This window comes from Corynebacterium argentoratense, from assembly GCF_021491455.1.
In the GTDB taxonomy this organism is placed as follows: domain Bacteria; phylum Actinomycetota; class Actinomycetes; order Mycobacteriales; family Mycobacteriaceae; genus Corynebacterium; species Corynebacterium argentoratense_A.
The window spans coordinates 67,221-85,945 of record NZ_JAKETN010000005.1; the positions used below are offsets into that span (position 1 = coordinate 67,221).

The window sequence follows — 18,725 nt, forward strand, 5'->3', positions numbered from 1 at the left end:
ACTGCACCCCCACGGCGCCGCCACTCAGCTACCCCACGAAACCCCGAACTCGGCCGGTACACTGATGCGGGTGGACACGGCGAAAGCGCAGGCGAACAACACACCACAGCCCGACAATGACAGCAACCCGGTGAAAGGCGTAGCCACCAGTGGAGGCAAGGACGGGGGCTCGGGTGGGGTGAGGTCGTTCCCCTTCGACCTGAAGCATATCGGCAATGGTCTTCCGGTCGCAGACTGCGTCGACGAATTCCTGCGCGCCACAGCCACCAATCCGACCATTGTGGTGGAAGCTCCCCCTGGCACCGGTAAGTCCACACTGATTCCCCCACTGCTCGCGAACATCCTGGCCGCCCGGACGGAAAACCCAGCCAACAGCCACGAGGCTAAGAAGGTTGTGGTGGTTGCGCCCCGGCGCGTCGCCGTCCGCTCAGCAGCAGGGCGATTGCAACAGTTGCATCGCAGCGTCATTAAGGAAAATCACCCCGGGCAGAAGCAAGATTCTGCGGCGGAAAACTATGGGGCGGAAGATTCTGGGCCAGCAAAAGATTCTGAGGCGAAAACGCAGGCAACGGGGAGCGGTTCGGCCCGGGATGTGGGCTACGCGATCCGTGGGGAAACGCAGGCGGGGCGGCGCGTGGAGTTCGTGACCCCCGGCGTGCTGCTGCGAAGGCTACTTGCGGACCCGGAATTGGACGGCGTCGGGGCGGTCGTGCTGGATGAGGTCCACGAGCGTCAACTGGACGTGGATGTGCTGCTGGCGATGCTGCGGGAACTTGCGCTGCTGCGGGAGGATTTTCTACTGGTAGCGATGTCGGCGACGATTGATGCCTCGCGCTTTGCGTCCTTTCTTGAGGCGCCAGTGATCTCTGTGGCAGCCGCAACCTATCCGGTCGAAGTGGAGTATGCGCCCCACCCGGGGCGAGTTTCCGGGGATCGGCGGGAGTTCTGGGCGCATGTCGCGAAGGTGGCGGCGCGAGAGTTGATGGCCGACCCACAGCATTCCGTTCTGGTGTTCGCCCCTGGGGTACGCGAGGTGGAGTCGGTGTGCGCACTGGTTGACGCCGAGCTGCAGAACGGCGGGGCACGGACAGGCGGGCACGGGGGCGCAGCCAGTTTGCAGCAAAGTGGTCCGCGTGTAGTTCCATTGCATGGGCGGCAGTCTTCACGGGAGCAAGATGCTGCGCTACGCCCAGGCGGGCAAGATGGCGCGGTGGGGCGGGTGATTGTCGCGACGTCAATAGCTGAATCCTCGGTCACGGTGCCTGGGGTACGGACAGTTGTGGACAGTGGGTTGGCGCGTGTGCCGCGGCGGGATGCGGGGCGCGGAATGTCGGGGTTGGTGACGTTGTCGGCCGCGCGGTCGAGCATGGACCAGCGGGCCGGACGTGCGGGACGTGAGGCATCAGGGCGTGTGGTGCGCTGCATGTCGGAGGCGGAATATGCGCAGGCTGCGGCGTTTAATTCTCCTGAGATCAGCACGCGTGACCTGACGGATGCGCGCCTGCAGGTGGCCTGTTGGGGGCCGGTTGAATGGTTTGATACGCCGCCGCAGGTTGCGTGGCAGCAGGCGGAGGCATTGTTGGTGTCGTTAGGTGCGTTGGCCGCCAAAAATGATGCTGGTGTTGGGGGTGACTCCGGCGGTGATAGCGATGGCTCTGGTGTTGGGGGTGGCTCCGATGCGGATTTAGTGGTGACGTCGCGGGGGAGGCGCATGGCGGCGATCCCTGCGGATCCACGGATTGCCGGGGCGCTGTTGTCCTTGGGTACGGATGCGGCCAGGTGGGCGGCAGTGTTGACAGCGCAACCGTCGGGAGATGTTGCGCGGTGGGTGCCGGCGTCCGCCGCGGAACGCAAGCGGATCGACAAAACCCAACAGCGGTTCGAAGCATTAGTACGTAAGCAGCAAATAAGCAGAAGAGATCAGGCTAATGTGCCGGCCGGTGCACAAACGGTGGTCGGTAAGCAGGACGAACAGGGAATCGAGGTAAGCGCCGGATTGGCCTGTGGTTTTGCCTACCCTGGCCAGTTGGCACGCCTGATCAAAGGAAGCGACGGTACAGAGTACCTATTGGCTTCCGGCACGAGGGTACGCCTGCCCACAGGCGATCAAGGTTTCAGCAATCTGGTTGACCGTGAGTGGCTAGCGGTCGTGGAAGTATCCCTGTCGAACGCGCACAACCCTTCTGGCCGGGGTGGGGCGGGCCGGGGTGACGGGTCGGTGACGTCAGTTGCGACAGTGAGGTCCGCGGCGTCATTAAGCGAAAAGGAAGCACTGTGGGTGGCGGAGCAGACCGGCATGCTCAGCGAAGAAGTTGTAGCAGAATACAACTCGACTGCGGGGCGCCTGCAAGGTATCCGCGAGCGACGAGTTGGGGCGATCATCCTCAACGAAACACGCGTCCAACTACAGCCCGACGAGGCTGCGCAAGCGGTAGCGGCAGCGATCCGAACGCACGGGCTTGGGCTGTTCGAGCCGCTCAGTGATGCCGCCCAAAAACTGCGCGAGCGAATGGCCTTCATCCAGGCTAACCAAGAGGCGCTACCGGGGCATCACCACGGCGCATGGCCAGACGTCAGCGAGCTTAACGACGGTGCCGGCGAAATTGGCGGGGTTGGCACGGTGGAGGAATGGCTCGCACCCGAACTACAAAAAATCGCCGACGGCACCCCCGTGAAAAAGATCGACCTGCTGGATGCCTTCCGCCGACTCCTCCCCTGGCCACAAGCAACCGAACTCGACACACTCGCACCCGAACGGTGGCGGGCGCCCAGCGGCAACACCCACCGCGTCGACTACAGCGACCCCACCCAACCCAAAGTCTCCTGCAAGCTGCAGGAATGCTTCGGCCTTGCGGAATCACCAGTGCTGTGCGGGCAGACCGTGCTGTTCGAGCTGCTCTCCCCCGCCGGCCGACCCCTAGCTATCACTGGCGACCTGCGCAGCTTCTGGGACGGCCCCTACTCGCAAGTCCGAGCCGAAATGCGCGGCAGATACCCCAAGCATCCCTGGCCGGAAGATCCATGGGCGGCCACCGCGACGTCATTAACCAAAAAACGCCTCGAAGGGCGCACATAGAGGGGCGGCGGTCGGCCCCCGGTGCCCGCGATGATCAACCTAAACTCACTGTTCAAAAATATCATTTGACCAGCGCTAATCGGGATTTGTAGGGTTTCTAGGCCGATATTTGTAGGGTTCCTAACCGGTGATTCGTAGGGTCACTAAGCCGCTATTTGTAGGATCAGCGATGAGGAACGATCCGCCGATTTTGTCAGTGATCCACATACAAAAACCCGTTAGAACCGTGGGAGGATCGCGGCGTCAGGAATCGCGTTGCGCAAACCCAACGGGTCGCTGGGCGCCAAGCGGGCCTTCAACTCAGACCCGTATATTCCAGGCACGCTGGAGGAGCCCACATTGATCGACGGCGCGCCACCCACAGCACCCGGGGCGGCCGTCACGGCACCACCGGCTGCGGCTGCTCGAACCCCGGCGAGGTCGTCGGTCAGCTGGTGGGCGGGGCCGTAGGTGCGGGCAGCGATCACGTAGTCGGGGCCAATGCTGACTGTTGTGTTGATGCTGCCGTCGTCGGCCCAGCCAAACTTTGTGGCCCACACGCCGGGGATGGTGGCGGTGCCGTAGTTTTGTGCGTAGCCGTCGCTGGCGACGGGTGCTGCGCCTGCCATCGCGTTGATGATGGGTGCGGCTCCGGGGTCGCGGCGGAGTTCCTGCACGAAGCGAGCAATGTCGTGCATGCTGGTGCTGGTGGCTCCCCAGTAGGCACCGGGGGTTGTTTCGGTGAGGTGGTAGTCGTTGACCACGTCTCGGATGGCGTTGGGGTAGGTGTGGTCGAGGTGGGTGGCGATGCCGTCGTCGCTGAGGCGGATCATCGGGTCTACTAGGGCTTTGTCCGCTGGTACGCCGTGCCGCAGCACCCAGTGTGCGAGCAGCAGTTTGGCGAGGGATTCAGCAGGGCCTTGTGCGTGTGCACCGGGGGTGTCGTATTCGGTCCCGTTGTCGTTGTGGATGGCGACCGTAGTGCGGCCAGGCACTGTTCCGGGGTCGATGGTGAGGGCATGTGCTTGGGGTGCGGTCAGTACGCTAGCTGCGACGCCGAGGGTTGCGAGGATTGCGGTGGCGACGCGGCGTCGTTGGTGTGTTTTTGTTTTGTTCACGTGGATGTTTTCTCTAGTGTTGTTGCGCGCGGGCTGCGCTGTTGTGCGGTGTTGTGGATGGGGTTGGGGCTTATTGGAGTTTGACGGCGGTGCCGCAGGCGGTGACCATGAGCATGCTGCCGTTGGCTCCGAGGGTGCTGTAGTCGAGCGCGACGCCGACGATTGCGTCTGCGCCGAGTTCTTGGGCGCGGGTGACCATTTCGGCGAGGGCGTTTTCGCGGGCCATGACTGCTTCCCCTTCGTAGCTTGCGCTTCGTCCGCCGACAATGTTGCGGAGGCCTGCGCCGAGGTCTTTGAAGGCGTTGATGCCGGTGATGGTTTCGCCGGCGACGACTCGGAGGTATTGGCTGATGGTGTGGCCTTCGACGCTGTTGGTGGTTGTGACGATCATGGTGGGCTCCTGTGCTTGGGGGTTTGTTCTATTTTAGGCTGCTCTTTGCCTTCCTCGGTCTCCGGGTCTGCGGTGATAGTCAGCGGGACAGTCACCACATAAGTGTGCGTACCCGCAGACAGGTTGAACTGATTGACGTCGTCGGTCTGGATTTCGTCGCCGGTTGCGCTGTCGATGATCTTCTTCTTGAGGATCAGCTTGCTCTTCGGCTTCACCGGAACACAGGCGTCATTGTTATTCTCACCATCGGAATCGCCCGGCGGGGTGGGCGGTAACGCCCAGCAACCAACCACTCCCATTGATGACGTCGCGGGGGTCACCGTTCCCGGCGCGCCCACTACCCCGAGTGGTCCTAGCCAGTCTGCTCGCCCGGTGCAGCCTGAATAGCCTGGGCGTCCGGGTTCTGGCGGAGGCTTCTTCTCCTCTTAGTTACTTCATCCGTGGCTTGGTCTGGACTCCCCCTTTCGCCCCCTAGCGTGCGCATTAACAGTGCTGCTAGGGGGCGTTTGCATTCTTAACTGAGGGGGTAAACAGTGTTCACCATCACACAAACCCTTGCGCAAGACTGTGGCGCGCGTTACGCTCGCCGCTAATCCCGTGAGCGCCGACACGTTTACGGAAAAATGAATCTCCCCCTACATCCCAACCCAATGTCGCAGGTTTTAGGAGAAACCCCATGAGCAACCTAATCGGCCACTTCATCAACGGCGAGCGCACCCCCGGCAACCCCAACCACACCGCAGACGTACTCTGCCCCTCCACCGGCAAGGTCCAGGCACAGGTCAGCCTGGCGTCCACCGAGGAAGTCAACGAGGTCATCGAACTCGCCGCATCCGTCCAACCCAAGTGGGCTGCCACCAACCCCCAAAAGCGCATCCGCATCCTCATGAAGTGGATCAGCCTCATCAACGCCAACATGGATGAACTGGCCACCATGCTCTCCCTCGAGCACGGTAAAACCTTCGAAGACGCCAAGGGTGACGTCATCCGCGGCGTCGACGTCCTCGAATTCGCACTGTCCGCACCCCACATGCTCAAGGGTGAATACTCCGAGTCCGTCGGCACCGGCATCGACACCTACTCCATGCGGCAGCCCCTCGGCGTCGTTTCCGGCATCACCCCCTTCAACTTCCCGGCAATGATCCCGCTGTGGAAGGCCGGCCCCGCACTGGCATCCGGCAACGCCTTCATTCTCAAGCCCTCCGAGCGCGACCCCTCCGTCCCGCTGCGCCTCGCCGAACTGTTCATCGAAGCTGGCGGCCCCAAGGGTGTCTTCAACGTCATCAACGGTGATAAGGAAGCAGTCGATGCCATCCTCGACTCCCCCACCATCAAGGCCGTTGGCTTCGTCGGCTCCACCCCCATCGCGCAGTACATTTACGAACGCTGCGCAGCCACCGGCAAGCGCGCTCAGTGCTTCGGCGGCGCTAAGAACCACATGCTGATCCTCCCGGACGCCGACCTCGACCTCGTTGCCGACGCCCTCATCGGTGCCGCCTACGGCTCCGCCGGCGAACGCTGCATGGCCATCTCCGTCGCCGTCCCCGTCGGCAAGGAAACCGCCGACAACCTCCGCGCCAAGCTCGAAGAGCGCATCCCGAGCCTCAAGGTGGGCCACTCCCTCGACCCCGACGCCGCCTACGGCCCCTTGGTGTGCAAGCCCGCACTCGACCGCGTGCACAAGCTCATCGGTGAAGGCGTAGAAGCAGGCGCAGACCTCGTCATCGACGGCCGTGAGCACGGCGCCACCGACGCAGAATTCAACGGTGAATCCCTCACCGAAGGCTTCTTCATCGGCCCCAGCCTCTTCGACAACGTCACCACCGACATGAGCATCTACACCGAAGAAATCTTCGGCCCCGTGCTCTGCATCGTCCGAGCCAACAGCTTCGAAGAAGCACTCGCCCTGCCCAACGAACACGTCTACGGCAACGGTGTCTCCATCTTCACCGCCTCCGGTGAAGCCGCCCGCGAATTCGCATCCCGCGTCCAGGTCGGCATGGTCGGCATCAACGTTCCGATCCCTGTCCCGATCGCATACCACACCTTCGGTGGCTGGAAGGCCTCCGGCTTCGGCGACCTCAACCAGCACGGACCCGACTCCTTCCGCTTCTACACCAAGACCAAGACCGTCACCTCCCGCTGGCCCCGCATGGCCACCGGCGCAGACTTCAGCATGCCGGTCATGGACTAACCCACCCAACCCCACACCCGCCAGGCAATAAGGAGACACACCATGACACGTCCCAACGTAGCCGTCATCGGCCTCGGCAACATGGGCGGCCCCATGGCCGCCAACCTCGCACAAGCAGGCGTTAGCGTTCACGGCTTCGATGTTGTTGACGCTGCGAAAGCCAAGGCCGCAGACGCAGGCGTCACCGTGCACGACACCGCCGTCGACGCAGCACAAGCAGCCGACATCATCATCACCATGCTGCCCAACGGCGGCCTCGTCGCACAGGTCCTCACCGACATTGTTGACGCCGTCGGTGACAACGCTAAAACCTTCGTCGACTGCTCCACCATCTCCGTCGGCGAAGCCCAATCCAACGCCGAACTCGTCGGGGCCCGCGGCCACCGCTACCTCGACGCCCCCGTCTCCGGCGGCGTCGCAGGCGCCGCAGCCGGCACCCTCGCCTTCATGGTCGGCGGCAGCGAAGAAGACCTCGCCACCATCCGTCCCCTCCTCGACATCATGGGCCGCTCCATCACCCTCTGCGGACCCGTCGGCACCGGCGAGGCCGCCAAACTGTGCAACAACATGATCCTCGGCGTCCAACAAATCGCCGTCGCCGAAGGCCTCGTCATGGGCCAGCGCCTAGGACTGACCTCCCAAGCGTTCTTCGACGTCGTGTCCAACTCCACCGGATCCTGCTGGGCACTGACCACCAACTGCCCCGCACCCGGAGTCCTCGGCAATGCCCCCGCCGACAACGACTACACCCCCGGCTTCGCAACCGACCTCATCGTCAAAGACCTCAACCTGGCGATGGACTCAGTCGAAGCCACCGGAACCGACGCACAACTAGGCCGCCTAGCAGCACAAATCTACAGCCAGCTGCAAGTCGACGGACTAGGTGCCAAAGACTGCTCCGTCATCTTCGACGAGCTCAAAGACCGCAACTAAAAAACACGTTGCACCTAGACGTGCCGCAGTCCCAAGAACCCGAGCAAGCGGGCTGCGACACCCCCTAAAACCCCACACCACACACCACAACCGCAACCGTCGCAGCGTCAACACCCATCCAGCAAGCGCTGCAACGCACTGCCATAGTGATCCACCAACTCCTCGCGCTCATACGCATCAAACCCCGGATCACCCACCCTGCGCATAAACGACAACCCAGTCAACAACGCCACAACCTGCTGCGCTCGTAACCGCGGAGACGGACTCGCACCCGGAGCCTCTGCAGAAATCCGCTCAGCAACCACAGACAAAATATCTTCCTCCACACGACGCCCCATCGCCTGCAACGTCGAATCCGACCCCCCAGCAACCGTCAAAATACGCACCATCGAGTAAGGCGAATCAACCGGAGCTAACAACGTCTCACGCGCAGCCGTCCGCCCCAACTGATCAAAAGGCCCCGCGAACAACGCCCGCGCAGAATCAGAAAAATCCAACGTCAGCTCAAACAAACGCTCCTTACTCGTACAGTGCTTGACCACCAACGAAGGACTCACCCCAGCCGCATCCGCAATATCCCTAATAGACACAGCCGAAAAAGAATTCTGGCTAAACAACTGCCTGGCACACTCGACAATCCGTTCACGCGTCGAACCCACCCCCTGCTCACCCGTGGCACATTCACTCATACACACCAGTGTATGGGACACAGCCGCCACCCGGACACACAATGAGAAGGCCCCATGCTTATCCCAGTACTAGGAATCATCCTCTCCCTCGCAACACTGCTCGTGCTCGCCTACCGCGGGCACAGCGTCGTCGCCGTCGCCCCCATCGCCGCACTCGTCGCAACCGTCATGTCAGGCGCCCCGCTACTGGCCACCTACACACAAATCTTCATGCCGGCACTCGGGAAGTTCATCGTCAGCTTCTTCCCCCTCTTCATCGCCGGCGCCATCTTCGGCAAGCTCATGTCCTCCTCCGGGCTGGCCGCCGACCTCGCCCAAGGCATTAGCCGCCTCTTCGGCCCCAAGCACGCCATGCTGTCCGTCGTCCTGGCCACCGCCCTACTGACCTACGGTGGCGTGAGTGCCTGGGTCGTAGCCTTCACCATCGTGCCCATCGCCATGGAGCTCTTCCACGAAGCCGGCATCCCCAAACGCCTCATGCCCGCCGCCCTGGCATTCGGCACCATCACCTTCGCCCTCGCAGCCCTACCCGGCAGCCCCCAGGTGCACAATGTCATCCCCACCCGCTACTTCGGCACCGACACCTACGCCGCCCCCTTCATCGGACTCATCGGCACCGCCATGATGTTCACCATGGGCATGGCCTGGCTGCAATACCGCATCCGCCAACTCAAAGCCGCCGGTGAACTCTACCTGCCCGAAGGCGAAACCGACCTCGGCCCCGACGAAAGCAAAGAGCCCTTCGTCGACCCCAGCGTCGACCAAGAACCCCACCTACCTGCCGGACACGTCGTCACCCACACCAGCACCACCTCCCACTTCGACTCCCCCCTCCCCACCGACACCACCAGTCATGACGCCGCGGTGGTCACCCACGCCGCACCTGCTGCGGGCGGTGCGGCAGTCGCGACGTCAACACCCGACAACTGGAAAATCCGCGGCCTACTCGGCCTGCTACCCATCGCCGTGGTGATCGGCATGAACTACGTGTTCGTGCACTGGATCGCCAGCCACATGAACTTCGACTACCTCGCCGACGACAAATTCGGCGCCACCAAACTGTCCTCCGTCATCGGCGTGTGGTCCGTGGTGGTTGCAATCGTCACCGCCATCATCCTGATCTTCATCATGCGACCCAAGATGGTGCGCAACATGTTCAACGAGCTATCCGACGGCGCGAAAAACGCCATCCTGCCGTGCTTCACCACCGCCAGCGAGGTCGGCTACGGTGCCGTCATCGCCTCCTTGGCTGTGTTCACCGCGATCAAGTCCAGCATGTTCTCCATCGACGGCGACGCACTCCTGGTGGGTATTGCCGCAACCGGCGTGATCTCCGGCATCACCGGATCCTCCTCCGGCGGCCTATCCATCACGCTCGAAGCCTTCGCCGACCAGCTATCCACCATGGCTGTCGAGCAGGGCATCAGCCTTGAAACCCTGCACCGTCTGATCGCTATGGCGTCCGTCTGCCTCGACTCCCTGCCCCACAACGGCGCGATCCTGACCATGCTGCTGGTGTGCAACATGACTCACAAGAAGTCCTACAAGGACATCGCCGCCGTCACCGTTGTCACACCCCTGCTGACTTTGTCGATCCTTCTCGGCGGGTTCTACCTGCTCGGACTCAGCGGGTAGTTTTTGCCGGGCGCGTGCACAAATTTTGGCAGGGAGCAACGCGGCGTCATTGTTTTCGCAGGTCGGCGTTTTTTAAAGGACCTCTGTGCCGAAATTTGTGCACACTGCTAAAGGTGAACGCATGGAATACCCGGGTAGGGTGGACGTCAAAGTGACAAGCGGCACGGCTTCGACAAGCCGGCAATCATCCCCGGGAGGTGCGCGTGGACACCGCAATCTACGAGTGGTTCGTACACCACCGCAACGACCACGCCACCACCATCTTCACTGCCCTTCACCACCTGTTACAGCCGCGCAATGTGTGGCTGGCTGCCCTGTTCAGTGGGTTCGTCATGGCCTACATCCACTCCCGCCGCATCACCCACACCGCCAACCCGACACGCACGGAGGGCACAGCAGGCATTGCTTCTACCGAACCGCGTTGGACTGAGGCCGCGTGGCTGGTGATTGCCGTGAGCACGGCGCAACTTCTTAGCCCACTGCTGAAGGCATTGTTTGGCAGGGAGCGCCCACCGCTAGCCACGCAACTGGTGGTTGAAACGAACGGCTCGATGCCCTCGGGTCACGTCGTAGGGGTTGCCGCTATTGTCACCGCGTGGATCTTTGCTGTCATGCGTGCCCGGCAAGCCACCATCAGTTTCGTGGGTTATGCGATCAACTGCACTCTTGGTGTGGCTGCGGTGGTGCTAGCTATGGTTGATCGCCTCTATTTGGGTGTTCATTGGTTCAGCGACACCCTGGCCGGCGCGGTTGTCGGGATCGGCACTGTACTCACTGTCTACGGTGTTCGCGCATTGCTGCGGCGGGCACGGCGTCGGTCAAAGTCAGCTGCGCGCTTCGCTATCAAAAATCGAGCATAGCGAAGCGGCAACTTTGACGTTGAAGGACCTTTACCCCAGGGCGTTGAACACTTCGCTCGTCGCGGGGTGCGTGTAGATGCCTTCAACAAACTCAGTGGCAGTCATTCCGGCGCGCATCGCCACAGCCACAGTGTTGATGAGTTCCTGAGCGTCGATGCACAGCAGGCTGGCCCCAAGGATCTCATCGCTGTTAGCGTCGACGATCAGACGCGCAATGCCTGCCGGCTGGCCGACGATCTTCGGGCGGGGCAGGATCGGGATGTCTGCGATCATCTTGGTGCGCACGCTCAGTTCGCGGCCAGCGTCTTTGGCTTCCTTGAGGCTCATGCCTACGGTCGCCAGCGGCGGTTCCATGAACGTGGTGGTCGGGATGATGCGGCCTTCGGTGGTGCGTGCCGGGCCGACGCCCCAACGGTCGTGCATGATGACGCGGTGGTCGTCGAAGGAAATGTAGGTGAACTGCGGCCCACCGTTGACGTCGCCCGTAGCGTAGACGCCGTCGATGTTGGTGCGGCAGTGCTCGTCGACCTTCACGGCGCCGCGTTCAGTCAGCTCGATGCCTGAATCTTCCAGGCCGAGGCCTTCGGTCGCGGGCTTGCGGCCAACAGCAACCAGCACGACGTCAGCGTTGATGGTTTCGTTCGCATCATTGGTGACGTCGCGGTAGGTCACGGCCACACCGTTCCCGGTGTCTTCGAGTTTTTCGACCTGTGCGTTGGCGGTGATGGTGACGCCGCGGTCGTTCATGATCTGCGCTGCGACTTCCGCGATGTCTTCGTCATTGCGGATGAAGGCGCGCTCGGCACCGTCGAGGACGGTGACCTTGGTGCCGTAGGCGCTGAACAGGGTGGCGAATTCCATGCCGATAGGGCCACCGCCGACGATCACAAGGCTGTCGGGGCGATCGATGTGCTGGATGCTGGTGGAGGTGTGCACGCGGGGGCCATCGATGCCGGGGATGGGCGGCAGGAAGGTGGTGGCGCCGGTGTTGATGATGATGGTCTCGGCGCTGAGCCCGAGCCGATCGTCGCCGCCTGTGACTTCCACCTGCTTCGGGCCGGTGAAGCGGGCCTGCCCAGTGATGACTGTGACGCCGGCGGTTTCCGCCATCTTGAGGTTCGCCGCGTTGAGTTTAGCGATGAAGGCGTCGCGTGCGTCTTCGGCGGACTTCAGTGCGTCCGCATGGTTGCTCTCACCAGTGGCTTCGACAACGAGTTCATGCGCGTGTGCCTGGGTGAGGAGCTTCTTGGTGGGAACGCAACCGATATTGATGCAGGTGCCGCCGTACATGTTGGGGTCGCGTTCGATGAGTGCGACGCGGTCGCCGGCCTTAGCGCGCTTCATGGCGATGGTTTTGCCGGCTTTGCCGAAGCCCACGATGATGACGTCGTAGGTTTGCTCGGCAGTGTTGCTTGGGGTGCTGCTCATAGTTGTTGCTGCTCCTATATATGTGGTGTTGAAGCCATCGACTTTTGTCGATATGTCTACAAGTTCTAACGCATCCCCGCACCCAGTTATTCCCACCGTCACTCACGGCCCTGCCCAAGAGTCCCCTAGACATCGTCCCGAGTATGAATTTCGGTCCTCACTGATGACTCACTGATACAAGTGACGTCCTCACTGATGAAAGTGAGCCCCAACGCTTATTCCTGTAACAATGGACTCATTGTCCATGAATCTTCAATCCCACACAGACAACACCAGGAGCCCCGCGATATGACCGACGATCTGCACCCGGCACGCCTCATGCGTAGCGCTGGGATGTGGGGCGTCATCCTGGCCCTGTCGGTGCTGTTTGGCCTGGTGTTGCAGCACCTCCACGTTCCCGCCGCGTGGATTCTGGCGGCGATCATCGCCTCCGCATTAGTCGCGGCCATCACCCACCGCGAGATCGAGCAAAACCGCCACTATTTCACCTTCGTCCGCAGCATCATCGCTGTCATCGCAGCTCAACCGATCGTGGAGTCCGCCCCCGGTGACCTGCTGCAATTCATCCTCCCCGGAATTTTCGCGACGGTGGTGGCTTTGTCGATCGGCGTGGTCGGCGGCTTGGCTTTGCACCGCACCCACCCGGAGGTCAGCCAAGAGTCCGGCATTTTGTCGATGCTTGCCGGCGGCGCATCCCTCATGCCACCACTGGCGAAAGAACTCGGCGCGGACGTCAACTTTGTGCTGCTCACCCAGTATCTTCGGCTGCTCACGGTGTCGATTTCGTTGCCGCTGTTGGCACCTCTGATGGGATTGACTCATGACGTCGCGGGGCGTACTCACCCCGCACCCACTGTCGCTGGGCTGGTGGTTCTGGCCGTTGTTCTCTCAGTTGGTGAACCCTTGGGCAAGCTCTTACGTTTGCCGGCTCCCGCCATCCTTGGCCCGATGTTCCTCACAGTGGCTATCGCGTGGACTGTCGCTGCGCTCAACGGTGGTGACACAGCAACCTTCAGTGTGACTATCCCCCAGCCCATCCGCATCCTCGCTTTTATGAGTATCGGCTGGATGGCTGGCGGCGGGCTCAACATGCAGGCTTTGCGCCGCATCACCCGGCTTCTTCCGGCGATTTTCTTGTTCATCGCGGTGCTGATGGCAGGCTGTGCGGCGACCGCCTGGGTACTGTCGCAGTGGTTGTCGATCAGCTTCCTCGATGCGTATCTCGCAACCTCCCCCGGCGGGTTAGAGACCGTACTGGCGCTCTCTGACGAGGCGCAGTCCGGGGCTGTCGTTGCAGCCACTCAGGTGATCCGCCTGATCGGAGTTCTGGGTATTGCAGGGTGGTTGCCGCAGATCATCCGGGCAATCACCCGCACACGCAACTAGACCCCACCTAGTCCCACTTGGTGCCCGGCGCGCGCCATGCTTCCAGGCGTTCGAACACGGCGTCAATAGTCGATTCCACGATCAAACAATCCAAGTATTTTTGCTGTATGAAGCCCTCGTCGACCATGCGTTGCAGCGCATCAATCAGCGGCTGGTAGAAACCGGACGCATTGATCAGCGCCATTGGTTTCTGATGTTGACCCAGCATTTGGCCGGTGAAGGCCTGGAAGAATTCCTCCAAGGTGCCCACGCCGCCGGGCAATGCGATGAACGCGTCCGCAAGCTCCTCCATACGGGTCTTGCGCTCAGCCATGGATTCCACCACTTCGAGGCGAGTCAGCTGGGGGTGGGCCATCTCTCGGTCGACGAGCTCGCGGGGCATCACACCGTAGGCAACTCCCCCGGCATCGACGACGGCGGTACCGACGGCACCCATCAAACCAACCCCGCCGCCACCGTACACCAGCTCGATGCCCCGGTCGGCCAACTGCTGGCCCAAAGATTCCGCCGTATCCCAATAATCACCGCGGGCGCCGCGGGCACTGCCGCAGTACACAGCCACCCGAGAAATCGGGGTACGAACATACAAGACCATGGTCTCTGCCTCGGTGGACTCGAAGCCCTTGCGCGCATAGTAGCGGCGGGCCCGATTGGTCTCCTCGATCGCAATCCGCACACCGGGCAGCCCTACCTCGCGGGCATGCTGCACAATAGCGTCCGCTAGCTCGCTGCCAATCCCACGCTCGGCAAATGCCTCGTCCACATGGGTCACCAAATCGGGCATGCGCTGTGCAGACCCGGACCGCCCATGCGCCAGGCCGAACGTGACCCACGCAACCCCCACGACGTCATCACCCGATAACGCCACGAAACCATAGTCGCCCCTCTGAGGAACGAAGGCCGTAAACCCAGCGACCTCCTCCTCCCCAAAAGGACGTTCCCGCAGGTCATTGTTGCGTTCCATGGCCTGCTGGCGCAACGGCTGATCGGATACCTCCATGGGGCGCAACGTCACGCCCCCAACATTTTCACGTCCGTCGGCAACGATGCTCACTGCTCTACCTCCTGAACACCCGACGCCATGTCGGCCAACTGTTGGGCGTGCATCCGTGCGGTCTCCACATAGCGGCCGGCGTGCGGGATGAACGCCTGGGATTCTTCGTCGCTGAGCTCCCTGCGGACCTTCGCCGGCACCCCAGCGGCAAGCGTACGGTCGGGAACTTCACCGTACTCGAGCACGACCGCGCCCGCCGCCACCAGGGCACCTTCGCCCACAACACTGTGAGACAACAACGTGGCCTTCATACCCACCAAAGTGCCGTTGCCCACCGTGGTGCCGTGTAGCAATGCCATGTGCCCGACGGTGACGTCATCGCCCAGAATGCAGGGGGCGTCTGCGTCGACGTGCATGGTGGAATTGTCCTGAATGTTCGTGCGGGCGCCGATTCTGATGGGGCCGATGTCGCCGCGCAGCACGCATCCGTAGAACACGCTGGAATCGGGGCCGATTTCAACATCTCCAATGATGGTGGCGTTGGGGGCGATCCACGCGGTCGGGTGAATTTTCGGGGTGTGCCCGTTGATGGGGATGATCAACGGCTGGTTGGGCGAATGTCCGGGCTGCATGACAACTAGGCTAGCGCCCCACCGGCCGCGCCGCCACGCCTACGCGCACCTTTACACTGGTGTGCATGAATGACGCCGTGGGGCGCGGCGCACGCGTTCTCACTGGCGGTTTCACGCTGCCGTCCCCGGTGGAGGGCATGGAGGGGCGCCTGTATGCGCCCACTGTGTTAGAAGCCGTGCCTTCTGATGCCCGGCTGTTTAAAGAGGAAGTCTTCGGCCCGGTGGTATATCTGCAATCTGCGTCGACGATGGCGGAGGCTATCGCCCTGGCGAACGATACCGAGTACGGGCTTAATGCAAGCGTGTGGGGTGGGCCGCCGCCATGGCGATGTTGGCTTGTTGAAATTTACCCAGAGTCGCACGATCGCTCAGCAGCGGGTGGCAACCATTTCGGAGATCTCTGCGGCGTTGGGGCCGGAGACGATGGGCAGGCTGCTAAAGCTCGGCAAGCGCTTCCTCTGACCCCGCCGCTAGCCTTAGGCTCATGAGCACCACCAGCACTGTCCTGTGGCTACGACACGACCTGCGCCCCTTCGACCACCCAGCCCTCGAGGCAGCCCAGCAAGAAACAGCCGAGGCCCCCAACCGCGGCGACCTACACCGCGTGTTCGTCTACCCACGCACCGTGTCCCCGTTCCGAGCACAATTGCTTGACGAGACTCTCGCGGAACTCCAAGAGCATCTTGGCCCGATTGACGTCATCCGGAAAGACGAGCACCTCGGCGCCAGCGCTGCGGACTTGATCGCCAACTACGTCGAGGACCTTCCCGCCCCCACGACTGTCTATGTCAGCGCTGATTACACCCCGCTGGGGCTGCGCCGGGACAAAGAAACAGAGCAGGCGCTGCGAAAGCTCAACGAAGACAACGCTTTGGTCGCCGTAGGTGACCCCTACACAGTCACCCCGGGGACACTGACCACAACCACGGGCGGGCACTACAAAGTATTCACATCTTTTTATAAGGCATGGTTGGAGCCTGCAGAACTCGCGGCTGCGGCAACAACACTGCCCGATGAAAAGTACCAGCAGTGGACGGCCTGGGATAAGTGGGAAGCGTTCCGCACGGAACGGCTCGATGGTTACTGCACGCAGCGTGACCGGCCGGACAAGCCCGCGACGTCACAAATCAGCGCCTACCTGGCCATTGGCGCGCTGCACCCCCGCACCCTCATCCGTTCCCTACAGCCCGATGTGCGCGGCAACGATTCTGCTCGGGCCGCGGATGCCGCCGCATTCATCAGGGAGCTCGCGTTCCGGGAATTCTACGGGGACTTCGTCTACCATCAGCCAAACAGCATGTGGGAAGACGTCAACCCCCGTTTCGAGCACTTCAACTGGGACCAACCCGACGAGCGCTTCCGCGCGTGGCAGGAAGGCAGCACCGGCTACCCGATCGTGGATGCCGGCATGCGCCAACTGGCCAAGACCGGGTGGATGCACAACAGGGTGCGGATGATCGCGGCGAGCTTTTTGACGAAGGATCTTCACATGCCTTGGCAGGTGGGCGCTAAGCATTTCGCCGACGTGTTGGTGGATTTCGACCCGGCGATCAATCAGCATTCCTGGCAGTGGTGTGCGGGCACCGGCACGGACGCCTCCCCTTACTTCCGGGTGTTTAATCCGATGACTCAGGGCGAAAAGTTCGACCCGGATGCGCGTTATATTAAGCGCTGGGTGCCCGAGCTGGAGCTGTGTTCGGCGAAGGATATTCACAAGATGCGGCAGCTTCCTGCGGATTATCCGGCGCCGATCGTGGATCACGCCGAGGAGCGTTTGGAGGCCCTCGCCCGCTACGAGGAGGTCAAGGGCTAGCGGGGTGTGCACAGGCCCAGACACAGGCAGGCCGCCGCACGAAAAAACGGGGCCCTGCCGTTAAGCTGGGCCCCGTTGGGGTTTTGTGGGCGAAGGGGGACTTGAACCCCCACGTCCCGAAGGACACTGGCACCTGAAGCCAGCGCGTCTGCCATTCCGCCACTCGCCCGAGTGCAGATGGCCGCGTGAAGCGACTCTCAAAATAATAAACCCGCAGCTGCGTTTATACAAATCTGGTCCGCACGCTGCCCAAACACTAATTGATGTGACTATACTGGCAACATTGACAAGCGATTATGGTGTTTCGAATGCCAGATTGCCAGGTTATATGCAGTTTTATAACCAGTTTGATAGCTGTAAGCCGCCGGACCGACTGGCGCGTGACTTATTGACGCACTACAGGAGGCTCGAGGATGTCGTTGCTGGGCAAGATGGCCAAGCTTGATAGTTCTTTGCAGCGTGGCCTTGACAACAGTTTCGCCTTCGTTTTTGGCGGAAAGGTTGTTCCCGCTGAGATCGAGGAGGCTCTGCGCCAGGAGGCGGAGGACAACGTCACGAAGACGTACGAGGGCACGGTTGAGGTGCCGAATGTGTTCCGCGTGTCCTTGTCTTCTAAGGATATTTGTGGCATTCCGGATGAGGCGGCCGTGGATTTCGCGGATCGTATGACGCGTTTGTGCCGTAATAATGGTTGGTCTGTTCCGGGCCCTATTCGTGTGGATTTGGTTGAGGATTCTTCGTTGCGTTCTGGCCAGTTGAAGACGAGTTCTTCTTCGGAGGCTCAGCCTCAGACTGTGACGTTGTTGTTGCAGGATGGTTCGAGCCGCACGTATGCGGTGCATGAGGGTTCGAACATTATTGGCCGTGGTCAGCAGGCTGATTTCCGTCTTCCGGATACTGGTGTGTCGCGTCAGCATGCTGAGGTGACGTGGGACGGCCGTGATGCTGTGTTGGTTGATTTGCAGTCGACGAATGGCACGACTGTTAATGACATGAAAATTGATAATTGGTTGTTGGGTGATGGCGACGTTATTACTGTTGGGCATTCTCAGCTAGAGGTTCGGATTACGGGGCGCTGAGTGCGTCCACGAGGGAGTTTTTGATGGAGCTCGCATTTCGCATCGGCCTGCTGGTTGTTTTGTGGGTGTTTGTTTTTGCGGTGTTGCGTGAGTTGCGCCGTGATCTGTCGGGTGTGGGTGGGGCGCCTGCGGCTCCAGTGATGACGGCGCGGGGGTCAGCGTCTGCGCTTCCGTCTCCGTCTGCTGGTGGCGTGCAGGGTGCTGCCACGGCAGCTTCTTCGTCGGTGCCGGGTTCTTCTGGTGCTGATGTGTTGGAGGTTATTGGTGGCCCGGCGTATGACTTGTCTGGTTTTGATCAGGTGGTTATTGGTCGGCATCCGGAGTGCGACATTGTGATTGCGGATGATTTTGCTTCGTCTCGTCATGCTCGGTTGTTCCGTCGTCCGGGTTCGAGGGATTGGTTTGTTGAGGATTTGAATTCTCGTAATGGCACTTTTGTTGGCCAGTGGCGTGTGGAGCAGCCGGAGCGTGTGTCGGATGTTATTACTGTGGGCCAGACGGCGTTGAGGATGGTTTGA

The 18,725-nt window shown here is 61.6% G+C and carries 17 protein-coding genes and 1 tRNA gene; 10 read left to right on the forward strand and 8 right to left on the reverse strand.

The annotated features are described in order from the left end of the window. Window positions 1–70: 70 nt before the first annotated feature. Entirely contained in the window at window positions 71–3,076 is a 3,006-nt protein-coding gene (locus tag L1C91_RS07680) for an ATP-dependent RNA helicase (RefSeq protein ID WP_234858747.1), read from the forward strand. Between the two features lie 218 nt (window positions 3,077–3,294). Here L1C91_RS07680 and L1C91_RS07685 read toward each other — a convergent pair whose 3' ends face one another. The 3 genes from L1C91_RS07685 to L1C91_RS07695 form a co-directional block, all read right to left on the reverse strand. Beyond that, on the reverse strand, window positions 3,295–4,173 hold the full coding sequence (locus L1C91_RS07685; RefSeq protein ID WP_234858748.1) for a hypothetical protein: 879 nt from the start codon (window positions 4,171–4,173) through the stop codon (window positions 3,295–3,297). 70 nt (window positions 4,174–4,243) lie between these two features. Beyond that, a complete protein-coding gene (locus L1C91_RS07690) occupies window positions 4,244–4,564 on the reverse strand; it encodes a YbjQ family protein (RefSeq protein ID WP_234858749.1) in 321 nt (106 codons plus the stop codon). Then, window positions 4,561–4,902 (reverse strand): hypothetical protein, encoded by a 342-nt coding sequence (locus L1C91_RS07695; protein WP_234858750.1) that lies wholly within the window; start codon window positions 4,900–4,902, stop codon window positions 4,561–4,563. The genes L1C91_RS07690 and L1C91_RS07695 overlap by 4 nt, the downstream gene beginning before the upstream one ends. Window positions 4,903–5,240: 338 nt before the next feature. Here L1C91_RS07695 and L1C91_RS07700 point away from each other — a divergent pair, with 338 nt between their 5' ends. Further along, window positions 5,241–6,758, forward strand: a complete 1,518-nt coding sequence (locus L1C91_RS07700) for a CoA-acylating methylmalonate-semialdehyde dehydrogenase (RefSeq protein WP_234858751.1) — start codon at window positions 5,241–5,243, stop codon at window positions 6,756–6,758. A 27-nt stretch (window positions 6,759–6,785) separates the two neighbouring features. Next, window positions 6,786–7,691 (forward strand): 3-hydroxyisobutyrate dehydrogenase, encoded by a 906-nt coding sequence (gene mmsB / locus L1C91_RS07705; protein ID WP_419178729.1) that lies wholly within the window; start codon window positions 6,786–6,788, stop codon window positions 7,689–7,691. A 107-nt stretch (window positions 7,692–7,798) separates the two neighbouring features. On the opposite strand, the gene L1C91_RS07710 is transcribed toward mmsB, so the two are convergent. Continuing rightward, window positions 7,799–8,380 (reverse strand): TetR/AcrR family transcriptional regulator, encoded by a 582-nt coding sequence (locus tag L1C91_RS07710; RefSeq protein WP_020975370.1) that lies wholly within the window; start codon window positions 8,378–8,380, stop codon window positions 7,799–7,801. Between the two features lie 54 nt (window positions 8,381–8,434). Here L1C91_RS07710 and L1C91_RS07715 point away from each other — a divergent pair, with 54 nt between their 5' ends. Both L1C91_RS07715 and L1C91_RS07720 read left to right on the forward strand, forming a co-directional pair. Further along, the gene (locus L1C91_RS07715) at window positions 8,435–10,015 is read left to right on the forward strand and encodes a GntP family permease (protein WP_234858753.1); all 1,581 of its coding nucleotides are present in this window, start codon (window positions 8,435–8,437) and stop codon (window positions 10,013–10,015) included. Window positions 10,016–10,218: 203 nt separating this feature from the next. Then, complete coding sequence (locus L1C91_RS07720) at window positions 10,219–10,875, forward strand: phosphatase PAP2 family protein (RefSeq protein ID WP_234858754.1); 657 nt, start codon at window positions 10,219–10,221, stop codon at window positions 10,873–10,875. A 30-nt stretch (window positions 10,876–10,905) separates the two neighbouring features. Here the strand turns inward: L1C91_RS07720 and L1C91_RS07725 are convergent, their stop codons facing one another. After that, the gene (locus L1C91_RS07725; protein ID WP_234858755.1) at window positions 10,906–12,303 is read right to left on the reverse strand and encodes a dihydrolipoyl dehydrogenase family protein; all 1,398 of its coding nucleotides are present in this window, start codon (window positions 12,301–12,303) and stop codon (window positions 10,906–10,908) included. A gap of 288 nt (window positions 12,304–12,591) precedes the next feature. On the opposite strand from L1C91_RS07725, the gene L1C91_RS07730 reads away from it, so the two are divergent. Next, window positions 12,592–13,689 carry an AbrB family transcriptional regulator gene (locus L1C91_RS07730; RefSeq protein WP_234858756.1) on the forward strand — a complete coding sequence of 366 codons (1,098 nt, stop codon included), beginning with the start codon at window positions 12,592–12,594 and terminating at the stop codon, window positions 13,687–13,689. Between the two features lie 7 nt (window positions 13,690–13,696). Here the strand turns inward: L1C91_RS07730 and L1C91_RS07735 are convergent, their stop codons facing one another. Then, window positions 13,697–14,743, reverse strand: coding sequence for a TIGR00730 family Rossman fold protein (locus L1C91_RS07735; protein ID WP_234858757.1), 1,047 nt, complete (start codon window positions 14,741–14,743; stop codon window positions 13,697–13,699). Further along, window positions 14,740–15,315, reverse strand: coding sequence for a gamma carbonic anhydrase family protein (locus L1C91_RS07740; RefSeq protein ID WP_234858758.1), 576 nt, complete (start codon window positions 15,313–15,315; stop codon window positions 14,740–14,742). Before L1C91_RS07740 ends, L1C91_RS07735 begins: the two co-directional genes overlap by 4 nt. 65 nt (window positions 15,316–15,380) lie before the next feature. Here L1C91_RS07740 and L1C91_RS07745 point away from each other — a divergent pair, with 65 nt between their 5' ends. Continuing rightward, entirely contained in the window at window positions 15,381–15,803 is a 423-nt protein-coding gene (locus L1C91_RS07745) for an aldehyde dehydrogenase family protein (RefSeq protein WP_234858759.1), read from the forward strand. Beyond that, window positions 15,800–17,128 carry a cryptochrome/photolyase family protein gene (locus L1C91_RS07750; protein ID WP_234858760.1) on the forward strand — a complete coding sequence of 443 codons (1,329 nt, stop codon included), beginning with the start codon at window positions 15,800–15,802 and terminating at the stop codon, window positions 17,126–17,128. The genes L1C91_RS07745 and L1C91_RS07750 overlap by 4 nt, the downstream gene beginning before the upstream one ends. An 86-nt stretch (window positions 17,129–17,214) precedes the next feature. Here the strand turns inward: L1C91_RS07750 and L1C91_RS07755 are convergent. Beyond that, window positions 17,215–17,297, reverse strand: a tRNA-Leu gene (locus L1C91_RS07755). Window positions 17,298–17,541: 244 nt separating this feature from the next. Here L1C91_RS07755 and L1C91_RS07760 point away from each other — a divergent pair. Both L1C91_RS07760 and L1C91_RS07765 read left to right on the forward strand, forming a co-directional pair. Then, window positions 17,542–18,207, forward strand: coding sequence for a DUF3662 and FHA domain-containing protein (locus L1C91_RS07760; RefSeq protein ID WP_234858761.1), 666 nt, complete (start codon window positions 17,542–17,544; stop codon window positions 18,205–18,207). Between the two features lie 23 nt (window positions 18,208–18,230). Beyond that, entirely contained in the window at window positions 18,231–18,725 is a 495-nt protein-coding gene (locus L1C91_RS07765; RefSeq protein ID WP_234858762.1) for an FHA domain-containing protein FhaB/FipA, read from the forward strand.

Coding starts and splice junctions, on each gene's coding strand:
- L1C91_RS07690 (WP_234858749.1), bottom strand. CDS start 4,564: ATGATCGTCACAACCACCAACAGCGTCGAAGGCCACACCATCAGCCAA.
- L1C91_RS07700 (WP_234858751.1), top strand. CDS start 5,241: ATGAGCAACCTAATCGGCCACTTCATCAACGGCGAGCGCACCCCCGGC.
- L1C91_RS07710 (WP_020975370.1), bottom strand. CDS start 8,380: ATGAGTGAATGTGCCACGGGTGAGCAGGGGGTGGGTTCGACGCGTGAA.
- L1C91_RS07715 (WP_234858753.1), top strand. CDS start 8,435: ATGCTTATCCCAGTACTAGGAATCATCCTCTCCCTCGCAACACTGCTC.
- L1C91_RS07725 (WP_234858755.1), bottom strand. CDS start 12,303: ATGAGCAGCACCCCAAGCAACACTGCCGAGCAAACCTACGACGTCATC.
- L1C91_RS07730 (WP_234858756.1), top strand. CDS start 12,592: ATGACCGACGATCTGCACCCGGCACGCCTCATGCGTAGCGCTGGGATG.
- L1C91_RS07740 (WP_234858758.1), bottom strand. CDS start 15,315: ATGCAGCCCGGACATTCGCCCAACCAGCCGTTGATCATCCCCATCAAC.
- L1C91_RS07745 (WP_234858759.1), top strand. CDS start 15,381: ATGAATGACGCCGTGGGGCGCGGCGCACGCGTTCTCACTGGCGGTTTC.
- L1C91_RS07750 (WP_234858760.1), top strand. CDS start 15,800: ATGAGCACCACCAGCACTGTCCTGTGGCTACGACACGACCTGCGCCCC.
- L1C91_RS07760 (WP_234858761.1), top strand. CDS start 17,542: ATGTCGTTGCTGGGCAAGATGGCCAAGCTTGATAGTTCTTTGCAGCGT.
- L1C91_RS07765 (WP_234858762.1), top strand. CDS start 18,231: ATGGAGCTCGCATTTCGCATCGGCCTGCTGGTTGTTTTGTGGGTGTTT.